Below are 9,203 nucleotides of genomic sequence, written 5' to 3'. Positions count from 1 at the left end.
AAGATGAAATCCCTGATCCAATAAGGATCAGGGATTTTTTTATATTGCGGAATGAAATTGATGAGAGAATTTCCACTGAGGCTCCACCTCTTGAATTTCAAATCGATGAATGGCTTTGATTAGCTGGATATACAGCTCCTGCTCCATATCTTCTTTCCATGCATATGGTGCAGAACTGCTCAGTTTCCGAATCTTTGGCTGAAATCGGATAAGCATAGTTTCCAGTGCAGCTTTATCTTCCGCCTTTGCTTTAATTGTAAGTTCAAGTAATGTGTTCAATTTTAGTTTCCTCCTTTTTGAATCTGTTCTATTAGCGCCTGCAGTGTTTGCTCCAGGCGCTTAATGTTCTGCTCAAGACGTATGAGCAAATAAAATGAGACTACTATAGGAAAGCCAAGGTTACCGATCATAGAAATAATGGTTTCTGTCGTCATGGCGCGTCTCCTTTCGGCAAGACTGAACGGAGTTTCCTAAGTGCAGATTGAATTGACTTTGAAACAGCTTGCTGGGAGATGTCCAGTTTCTCAGCAACTTCAGTATGAGTCAGCTGATGGATAAAATGCAGCTCTAAATATTGTTTCTGTTTAGTAGGCAAGTCCTGAATAGCAGTTAAGAGAACAGGATCATGAATGGCCTGTTCCCAGCTGTACACAGTCTGATCTTCCTTGGCTACGAGCATCTCCTTTTTGCTGGTTTCTTGTTCTTCGCTTGCTGGCTGATCAAGGACTGTTAATTCCCTGCCTTGAAGTACTGCTGCTTGTTTGCTGTAATTTCTCGCATAATAGCTAAGTGTCGTCGTAAGATAATTGGTTAATTGTATTTCTGTATAAAATTGCTGAAAAGCAGCATTAAGCTTTCGCAGGTTTGCCTCGGAAGGATAACGCTCTGCTTGTTCGTAAACAATGCGGTGCTGTTCTTCTTTCAGGAATCCTTGCATCAAGGCTGCATTTGGATGAAATTTTCCTTGTTTGGGTTTCTCCTTGCTGCACATCATTATGTTCCCCCTTTCAACCAAAAACGAACGTATGTTCTATTTTAGTGTAAAAAAAATCAGCCTTTTTGAAAAGACTTTTTCGAATAGTCCCAACCTGCTTGTCCATCTGCGCTGCTTGTTGCAGTATTCATAAGCAAGTTTCCTATTCTCCTATAGTTTATAAAAGGAAATCAGTACCTCATATGACAACGTCAATACGTACAAACCGTACAAACAACATCTCTGCCAGTTGAAGATAAACTTAGATTACAAGATTAGCAGGTATGATGTTCGTTAGTTTAGGAGAAACTAACCTAACGGAGGTGGAGAATGTTGAGCAAAAAATGCTTATGCGGTATTTGTGACGAAGAGAAACAAGAAGGTATACATCTTTATCGCTTATTTATCTGCAGAGAATGTGAACAGAAAATCGTCCAGACAGAACCGAAAGAAGTACAATATCACTATTTTGTGAAAAAACTTCGTAACTTGAATCAAATGACATTTCACTAAAGCCTAAGCTAGGCTTTTTTCTTTTTGTATGTGTGCGTATAATAAGTGAAAAAGCTCAAAGGAAGAATCAAATGAATCAGTTAGATACGCCGCTATACGATAGGTTGGTACAGTTCGCTAAACAGGATCCAATATCGTTCCATGTGCCAGGACATAAACATGGAATGCTATTTGAGGAGGAATCATTCTTTCGAACCGCTGCATTACTCGATCAGACGGAGCTAACGGGGTTGGATGATCTTCATGCTCCAGAAGGTGTTATAGCAGAAGCGCAAGAATTAGCTGCGTCTTATTTTGGTGCAAAGCATACACGTTTCCTAGTCAGTGGAAGTACAGTTGGAAATGTAGCAATGATTCTCGGAAGCATCAAAAGAAATGAAATAGTTCTCGTACAGCGCAACTGCCATAAATCGATACTGAACGGATTGGAGCTCGCTGGAGCAAAGCCCGTCTTTCTGGCGCCTGCATATGATAAAGAGAAAGAGAGATATACTCATCCCACGAAGCATACGATACAAAAGGCAATTCAAAGGTATCCGGAGGCAAAAGCACTCATATTGACGTATCCGGACTATTTCGGTACGGTATTTGATTTGAAAGAAATCGTTGAGATGGCGCATGCGAGCAGGATACCTATTTTAGTAGATGAGGCCCATGGAGTACATTTAAAGACTGCCAAGACACTCCCTTTAAGCGCATTAGAGGCTGGAGCAGATGTTGTCGTCCAGTCCGCTCATAAAATGGCGCCTGCGTTCACGATGAGTTCCTATCTTCATCTGAATAGCGAGTATATCTCCATCTCTTCCGTTGACCGTTACTTGAGGATGCTACAGTCCAGCAGTCCATCTTATTTGCTCCTTGCCTCGTTGGATACAGCCAGGAAGTACCTGGCTACTCGTACAGCAGAGGAAATGGATAACCTTCATACTGCTGTTAAAGCTTTTCGAAAACTGCTTTCTGCGTCGGATCTATGGGAAGTGGAAAGCCAGGATGGTGATTGGCTGAAGATCGTTTTGCGTGTAGGGACGGGTTATCAGCCGAGACAGCTTGCTAATATGCTGGAGTCATCCGGTATCTATCCAGAATTAGTAACAGATCGGCATATTTTGCTTGTCCATGGATTAGAAATACTAACAGAAGGCGATTTGGATCGTGTCAGAACAGCTATAGAAGATATGAAGGAACCAGCTTCTATCAGCCCTGTCCAAGCAGCTCATCTTTTCTCTGAGCCGATACAGGAGCTTGCTGTAAGTTATGCAGAGATGGAAGAGCAGCAGCCAGTCTTTGTAAATTGGGACGAGGCTGTCGGCTGTATTGCAGCAGAATCAATTATTCCTTATCCGCCAGGAATACCGGTACTGGCAAAAGGAGAAATCATAACAAAACAGCATGTGGAAATGATACAATTGTGGAAGAATAGCAGCATCTCTTTTCAAAATGAACATATCGAAGAAGGGGTGCTTACGTATACAGGCACAAACGAAGGAGAATTATTTTGACAGGATTGTTTATTACGCTGGAGGGCGGAGAAGGTGCGGGCAAAACGTCTGCAGTATCGCTTTTGACAGCTCGTTTAGAAGAACAAGGCTATCAGGTACTTGCCACACGTGAGCCGGGCGGAATCGAGATAGCGGAGGCAATCCGTGCAGTTATCCTGGATCCAGCCAATACGAGCATGGATGGCCGTACAGAAGCACTGCTTTATGCAGCTGCCAGAAGACAGCATCTGGTTGAAAAGGTGTGGCCAGCGCTGAAAAAGGGAATGATCGTACTATGCGATCGTTTTGTAGACAGTAGTTTGGCTTATCAGGGCTATACACGCGGTCTTGGGATGGAGGAAGTGATGGAAATCAATCGATTTGCTGTTGAAACTACCATGCCGGATTTGACATTATTCTTTGATATTTCACCAGAAGCAGGATTAGCACGAATTTCGGAGAATAAAGGTAGAGAACAGAATCGGTTGGACTTGGAAGCATTATCCTTCCATGAAAGTGTTTATGAAGGTTATCAGATTCTTCGGGAACAATACAAGGACCGCTATGTGACACTTGATGCTTCCAAACCGCTTGCTGATGTAGCTGAAAGTGCTGTGCAAGCGATCATGGCTTTTTTGCAAGATAAAGAAAAGTGATGGAAAAGACATGGAGGAGGAAATAAGATGAAACTAGTATTAGCAATTATTCAGGATAAAGACAGCAACAGATTGACAGATGCACTCGGAGATCAGAATTTCAAGACGACTAAGCTATCCACTACAGGTGGTTTCCTAAAAGCAGGGAATACGACGCTTATGGTTGGTTGTGAGGATGATCAAGTCGATGATGTGCTAGATATTATCAAGGACAACTGCAGTCAGCGCAATCAGATGGTGGCGCCGATATCTCCAATGGGAGGCAATGCGGATTCCTATATCCCGAACCCTGTTAAAGTAGAGGTTGGCGGAGCTACTGTTTTCGTACTTCCTGTCGATTCCTTTATAAAGTTCTAAACAAAGGAGACAATACCGTTGAAAATCGGTCCGGATTTACGTGCGCAGCTCGATGCTGCACGTAAGAATAAGTCACAGGCACCAGCTGAGCCTAAAAGGTTCCAGGATCTGGTGCAGTCCCAAAGCAGGAAACTGCAGGGACAGGAACTGCAGCAGCTGATCACAGACATTACCAAGCAAGGGGAACGGCTCGCGCGTACGCGTTCGTTCCGGGAGCTTGCTTTGTATAAACGTAAGATTAAGAAGTTCATGGAAGATGTAAAGGACAACGGGATGGAGCTACACCATGAGCATTCCTGGAACCAGCATGGGTCCAGGAAGCTCACGACTGTGCGGCTGATCGATGAGAAACTGATGGAGCTGACCGAAATTCTGATGGATCAGGAGAAGCAGCAAATCGGTGTCCTCGGTTTGATCGGAGAGATCAAAGGGCTCCTTTTCAATCTTTACACGTGAAGTAACTGATAAAGGAAGAACGTTATGTTAAATTGGGCTGAAATGTCTACAAAACAGCCTGTTGTCAGTAAAATGCTCGTCAACAGCCTGAAACGCGACCGTATTTCTCATGCCTACATATTCCAAGGATCGCGTGGAACTGGCAAATCAGCATTGAGCCGCTTGTTTGCCAAGAGTATCTTTTGTAAGAACCGCAAGGACGCAGAGCCTTGCAATGCATGTAAGGATTGCCGCCGCATCGATTCTGGCAACCATCCGGATCTCCATTGGATCGTGCCAGATGGTGCCTCTATAAAAAACGATCAGATTCTCCAGCTGCAAAAGGAATTTTCCTATACCGGTATGGAATCCAATCGTAAGGTATACGTAATGGAAGACGCAGATAAAATGACAGCCAATGCATCCAATCGCCTACTCAAGTTTCTAGAGGAACCTGGTGCTCATACAACAGCAATCCTATTGACGGAAAATAGTCAGGCATTGCTTCAGACAATTCAATCCAGATGTCAGATCCTCGCACTGCAGCCTTTGCATGAAGGACAGTTCGAGGAATTACTGATTTCGGAAGGTCTTCCGCAATCTACAGCCCGACTTTTGTCCCAGCTGACGCAGAATTATGAGGAAGCAATGGAGATTTCCGGTCAAGAGTGGTTTGCTAAAGCGCGAAAACTAGTGGTACAATTAGTAGAAGTGCTGGAAACCAGGCCTAACGAAGCGCTTTTGTTTATCCATAGTCAATGGATGCCTGTGATGAAGGATCGCGAGCTGCAGCAGCTGGCGTTACATCTGCTATTATTGTGGTTTAAAGACATTATCTATCTTTATGCTGACAGGCCGGATTCCATTATCTATATACAGGAGAAAGACAGGCTTGAGAACAGCCTTCGCCATTGGACGAGGCAGCGAGCTACTGATAGCTTGCAGTCCGTTATGGAAGCGAAACGCCAATTAGACCAGAATGTCCATCCTGCACTTGTTATGGAAAAATTAACACTTCAGATGCAGAGGTGAATGGGTAGATGCAAGTCATTGGTGTCCGTTTTAAAAAGGCGGGTAAAATCTATTACTTCGATCCGGGCAAACTTTCGGTTGCTTTGGACGATTATGTTATTGTAGAGACTGTTCGCGGCGTAGAATTTGGACGAGTTGTGCTTGCAGATAAGCAAGTGGATGAAGAGGATGTCGTCCTTCCTCTGAAAAAGGTAATTCGTATCGCAACAGACAAAGATAAATTTACCGTGGCGGAAAATACAGAGAACGCTGCGCAGGCACATAAGGTTTGTGAGAAGAAGATTCGAGAGCATAAGCTCGACATGAACCTGGTCGAAGTCGAATATACCTTCGACCGAAATAAAGTCATCTTTTACTTCACAGCAGACGGCCGGGTCGATTTCCGGAACCTGGTGAAGGATCTGGCTGCAGTCTTCAAGACTAGAATTGAACTTAGACAAATTGGGGTGCGAGATGAAGCGAAGCTGCTAGGCGGCATTGGTCCTTGCGGCAGAATGCTTTGCTGCTCCACTTTCCTGGGTGATTTTGAGCCGGTATCAATCAAGATGGCAAAAGATCAGAATCTATCGTTGAATCCAGCGAAGATTTCCGGTCTATGCGGACGGCTGATGTGCTGTCTGAAGTATGAAAATGATGAGTATGAAGAGGCGAAACGTGAGCTTCCGGATTTGGGTGAAGCGATTCGGACTTCCTACGGATCGGGTAAGGTAGTCGGCTTGAACATTTTGGAACGGTTGATTCAGATTGAAGTGCCGGAAAAGGAACGGGTTATTGAGTATACCTTAGATGAACTGATCGAAGAAGGAGTTATCTCAACGCAAGCCATGGATTAATGGGGTGGAGAGACGGTGAACAAGAAGGAAATACTGGAGCATGTCACACAGATGGAAGAGCAAATCGGACAGCTGTACAAGCAGTTGGGCGATGTAAAGGGTCATGTAGCGAAGCTATTGGAAGAGAATAACCGTCTGACGGTAGAAAACCATCACCTGCGCAATCGTCTAGATGGCCAAGCTGAACAGGAACAGAAAGCCGGCAGCAAAGGCTCACCGTCCAAGGATGCACAGATTGGCGAAGGATATGATAACCTGGCGCGTTTATATGAAGAAGGTTTCCATATCTGTAATGTGCATTTCGGCAGTCCGAGACGTAATGAAGATTGCTTGTTCTGTTTGACGTTCTTGAATAAGAATAAATGATGTGGCGGCCTTTCTTACGATTTAGTAGGGAAGGTCCTTTTTTGTAAAAAAATAAGAAGGGAATTAAGTGTATGGTGGAATTAAAAGGGGATGAGCGGCTGGATTATCTGCTTGCTGATGAAAACATGCGCATTATTCAGAGTCCGACTGTATTTGCCTTTTCATTGGATGCAGTGCTCCTGGCTGATTTTGCATCAATCCCAATTTCGAAAGGAAGAATACTGGATTTATGCTCCGGTAATGCTGTGATTCCTTTATTGCTCAGCAAAAGGACAAAAGCGCAGGTAACAGGTGTCGAGATTCAGGAGCGTCTTTATGATATGGCGGTGCGAAATGTTGCGTTGAATAAGCTGGAGGATCAAGTGGAGATGATACATGGTGATTTGAAAGAGATGCCAGCTGTTTTAGGAAACGGTCCTTTTGATGCAATTACATGTAATCCTCCTTATTTCAAGACACCAAGCAAAAACGAGCAGAATCTAAATGAGCACTTGACCATTGCTCGCCATGAAATTATGTGTACGTTGGATGATGTTATTCTAGCATGCCGGAAACTCGTAAAACCAGGCGGTAAGGTCAGCCTTGTTCATCGTCCGGATCGGCTGTTGGATATTGTCACTAGCATGCGCGAGCAGAAAATCGAACCAAAACGGATGCGGCTTGTCTATCCGAAGCCTGGGAAAGAAGCAAATATCCTCCTTATAGAAGGGGTCCGTAATGGCAATCCTGGTTTAAAGATTTTGCCGCCTCTATATTCTCATAAGCAAGGTGGAGGATATACAGAAGAATTAGAGGAAATCCTGTATGGCTGTAAGTGAGCATATGGTTTATATGCTGAAATGCAAGGACGGAAGTTTGTATACTGGATATACAAACGCACTCGCGAAACGATTAAAGCAGCATGCTACTGGTAAAGGGGCAAAATATACAAAAGGCAGGGGCCCATTCATCCTTGTTTATATCCGTTTTTTTGACTCAAGGCAAGCTGCCCTGCGGGAAGAATATAGGATCAAGCAGCTTCCGAAACATCGAAAATGGGCTCTTGTTCAGAAAGGAGGCAACGCGTATGCAATCACAGAAAAGCTTTGAAGAACATCAGACAGGCACACTGTTCATTATTCCGACGCCAATTGGCAACCTGCAGGATATTACGTTAAGAGCATTGGAAACTTTAAAACAAGTACATACTGTCGCAGCAGAGGATACACGGAATACGAAGAAACTGTTCAACCATTTTGAAATTCCAACACCGCTAATCAGTTACCATGAACACAATCGGAAAGCACGAGAGCAAATGCTTCTCGATTTGCTGGAAGAGGGGAAAGATGTTGGTCTTGTTAGCGATGCTGGTATGCCGGCTATTAGCGATCCGGGTCAGGAATTGGTTCAAGCAGCGGCAGCTGCTGACTACCCGGTCGTCGTACTACCAGGGGCAAATGCGGCGCTTGTCGCACTAGTCGGGTCAGGTCTTTCCACAGATGCTTATCAATTTTATGGATTCCTGCCGCGGAAGAAGAAGGAATTGACTGGGGAATTGGAGAAGCTGCGCAAAGTGGGGGCAACTCTGATTTTCTATGAAAGTCCGCACCGCTTGAAGGAAACACTCGCTGCCTTGAAAGAGGTTTTTGGGAACAGAAGGATAGCGCTTGGCAGAGAGCTGACAAAGCGATATGAAGAGTTTCTGCGAGGAACTATACAAGAAGCAAAGGAATGGGCTTCCTCTGAAACAGTGAGGGGCGAGTTCTGCCTTGTTGTAGAAGGAGCTTCAGAAGCAGAGCAGATTGAAGAAGTTCAGACTTTTTGGCAGGATATGAGTGTGCAAGAGCATGTCAATTGGTATATAGAAAATGAAGAATTACCCTCAAAGCAAGCGATCAAGCAAGTAGCTGTAGATCGTCAGCTTCCTAAACGAGATGTGTATCAAGCTTATCATGTTGAGTAAAAAAGAAAAACCGCTCCATACCGGAGCGGTTTTTTATTATTTGTTCAGACGTGTTTGAATTTCGTTGATTAGCTCTTCTGCACCTTCGCGGCTAAGAACTAGTTTACCGTTAGCCAAAGACAAGTTGTCATCGGAGATCTCACCAGTGATATGGCAAGTCATGTTCGGTTTGTATTTTTTAAGGATGATGCGGTCATCATCTACGTAGATTTCCAAAGCATCTTTCTCATTGATTCCTAGTGTGCGGCGCAATTCGATTGGAATAACAACTCTTCCCAATTCGTCGACTTTACGTACAATACCTGTTGATTTCATATAATGTTTCTCCTCTCGGGTGTTTATATATGTTTATTCGTCATTATTCGACAATTTAACTATTGCTTATCGTACCAGTCATTGACATAAGTGTCAATTCAAAAATCTTGAAGTTTAGCATGTTGCTGGCAACAAAAACAGAAGAAAGGGAATATAGTGGGTATTTGATACTATTATAATGGTTGTATATGTAAAAAGAGTAAATTAAATAGGGATATCTAAATAGAAAGATGATAGGAGAGTTCTGTCGAATACTCGACATAATTCGACACATTTGCTTAATGTGTCGGATTATTACCATAG

At 43.7% G+C, this 9,203-nt stretch carries 15 protein-coding genes; 11 read left to right on the top strand and 4 right to left on the bottom strand.

The window, feature by feature from the left end; all coding sequences use genetic code 11:
* Nucleotides 1-39: 39 nt before the first annotated feature.
* From CHH58_RS17915 to CHH58_RS17905, 3 genes are read right to left on the bottom strand one after another with little or no spacing between them, the layout of a single operon-like run.
* A complete protein-coding gene (locus tag CHH58_RS17915) occupies nucleotides 40-279 on the bottom strand; it encodes a helix-turn-helix domain-containing protein (protein ID WP_095231290.1) in 240 nt (79 codons plus the stop codon).
* Nucleotides 280-281: 2 nt separating this feature from the next.
* On the bottom strand, nucleotides 282-434 hold the full coding sequence (locus CHH58_RS17910; RefSeq protein ID WP_084160723.1) for a YvrJ family protein: 153 nt from the start codon (nucleotides 432-434) through the stop codon (nucleotides 282-284).
* Nucleotides 431-994 (bottom strand): sigma-70 family RNA polymerase sigma factor, encoded by a 564-nt coding sequence (locus CHH58_RS17905; RefSeq protein WP_095231289.1) that lies wholly within the window; start codon nucleotides 992-994, stop codon nucleotides 431-433. The genes CHH58_RS17910 and CHH58_RS17905 overlap by 4 nt, the downstream gene beginning before the upstream one ends.
* Before the next feature lie 309 nt (nucleotides 995-1,303).
* On the opposite strand from CHH58_RS17905, the gene CHH58_RS17900 reads away from it, so the two are divergent.
* The 11 genes from CHH58_RS17900 to rsmI all read left to right on the top strand — a co-directional run bounded on the left by CHH58_RS17900 (nucleotide 1,304) and on the right by rsmI (nucleotide 8,585).
* On the top strand, nucleotides 1,304-1,486 hold the full coding sequence (locus CHH58_RS17900; protein WP_095231288.1) for a sigma factor G inhibitor Gin: 183 nt from the start codon (nucleotides 1,304-1,306) through the stop codon (nucleotides 1,484-1,486).
* Nucleotides 1,487-1,557: 71 nt separating this feature from the next.
* Nucleotides 1,558-2,985: an aminotransferase class I/II-fold pyridoxal phosphate-dependent enzyme gene (locus tag CHH58_RS17895; protein WP_095233796.1), complete on the top strand. Its 1,428-nt coding sequence runs from the start codon at nucleotides 1,558-1,560 to the stop codon at nucleotides 2,983-2,985.
* A complete protein-coding gene (tmk, locus tag CHH58_RS17890) occupies nucleotides 2,982-3,620 on the top strand; it encodes a dTMP kinase (protein ID WP_095231286.1) in 639 nt (212 codons plus the stop codon). Before CHH58_RS17895 ends, tmk begins: the two co-directional genes overlap by 4 nt.
* Before the next feature lie 27 nt (nucleotides 3,621-3,647).
* Complete coding sequence (locus CHH58_RS17885; protein ID WP_038562504.1) at nucleotides 3,648-3,977, top strand: cyclic-di-AMP receptor; 330 nt, start codon at nucleotides 3,648-3,650, stop codon at nucleotides 3,975-3,977.
* A gap of 18 nt (nucleotides 3,978-3,995) precedes the next feature.
* Nucleotides 3,996-4,433, top strand: coding sequence for a YaaR family protein (locus CHH58_RS17880; protein WP_095231285.1), 438 nt, complete (start codon nucleotides 3,996-3,998; stop codon nucleotides 4,431-4,433).
* Between the two features lie 24 nt (nucleotides 4,434-4,457).
* Nucleotides 4,458-5,444, top strand: coding sequence for a DNA polymerase III subunit delta' (holB, locus tag CHH58_RS17875; RefSeq protein WP_095261604.1), 987 nt, complete (start codon nucleotides 4,458-4,460; stop codon nucleotides 5,442-5,444).
* 8 nt (nucleotides 5,445-5,452) lie between these two features.
* Nucleotides 5,453-6,277: a PSP1 domain-containing protein gene (locus CHH58_RS17870; protein WP_095231283.1), complete on the top strand. Its 825-nt coding sequence runs from the start codon at nucleotides 5,453-5,455 to the stop codon at nucleotides 6,275-6,277.
* 15 nt (nucleotides 6,278-6,292) lie between these two features.
* Nucleotides 6,293-6,643 (top strand): DNA replication initiation control protein YabA, encoded by a 351-nt coding sequence (yabA, locus tag CHH58_RS17865; RefSeq protein ID WP_095231282.1) that lies wholly within the window; start codon nucleotides 6,293-6,295, stop codon nucleotides 6,641-6,643.
* Nucleotides 6,644-6,717: 74 nt separating this feature from the next.
* Nucleotides 6,718-7,461: a tRNA1(Val) (adenine(37)-N6)-methyltransferase gene (locus CHH58_RS17860; RefSeq protein WP_141235033.1), complete on the top strand. Its 744-nt coding sequence runs from the start codon at nucleotides 6,718-6,720 to the stop codon at nucleotides 7,459-7,461.
* Nucleotides 7,448-7,732: a GIY-YIG nuclease family protein gene (locus CHH58_RS17855; RefSeq protein ID WP_095231280.1), complete on the top strand. Its 285-nt coding sequence runs from the start codon at nucleotides 7,448-7,450 to the stop codon at nucleotides 7,730-7,732. The genes CHH58_RS17860 and CHH58_RS17855 overlap by 14 nt, the downstream gene beginning before the upstream one ends.
* The gene (gene rsmI / locus CHH58_RS17850) at nucleotides 7,710-8,585 is read left to right on the top strand and encodes a 16S rRNA (cytidine(1402)-2'-O)-methyltransferase (protein ID WP_095233798.1); all 876 of its coding nucleotides are present in this window, start codon (nucleotides 7,710-7,712) and stop codon (nucleotides 8,583-8,585) included. The genes CHH58_RS17855 and rsmI overlap by 23 nt, the downstream gene beginning before the upstream one ends.
* A gap of 36 nt (nucleotides 8,586-8,621) precedes the next feature.
* On the opposite strand, the gene CHH58_RS17845 is transcribed toward rsmI, so the two are convergent.
* Nucleotides 8,622-8,900, bottom strand: a complete 279-nt coding sequence (locus CHH58_RS17845; protein ID WP_038562480.1) for an AbrB/MazE/SpoVT family DNA-binding domain-containing protein — start codon at nucleotides 8,898-8,900, stop codon at nucleotides 8,622-8,624.
* Nucleotides 8,901-9,203: the final 303 nt, after the last annotated feature.

Origin of the sequence: Terribacillus saccharophilus (genome assembly GCF_002272745.1) — a bacterium.
GTDB lineage: Bacteria > Bacillota > Bacilli > Bacillales > Amphibacillaceae > Terribacillus > Terribacillus saccharophilus_B.
The sequence above is the reverse complement of the archived record's forward strand: the minus strand, read 5'-3'. Positions and strand labels throughout refer to the sequence as shown.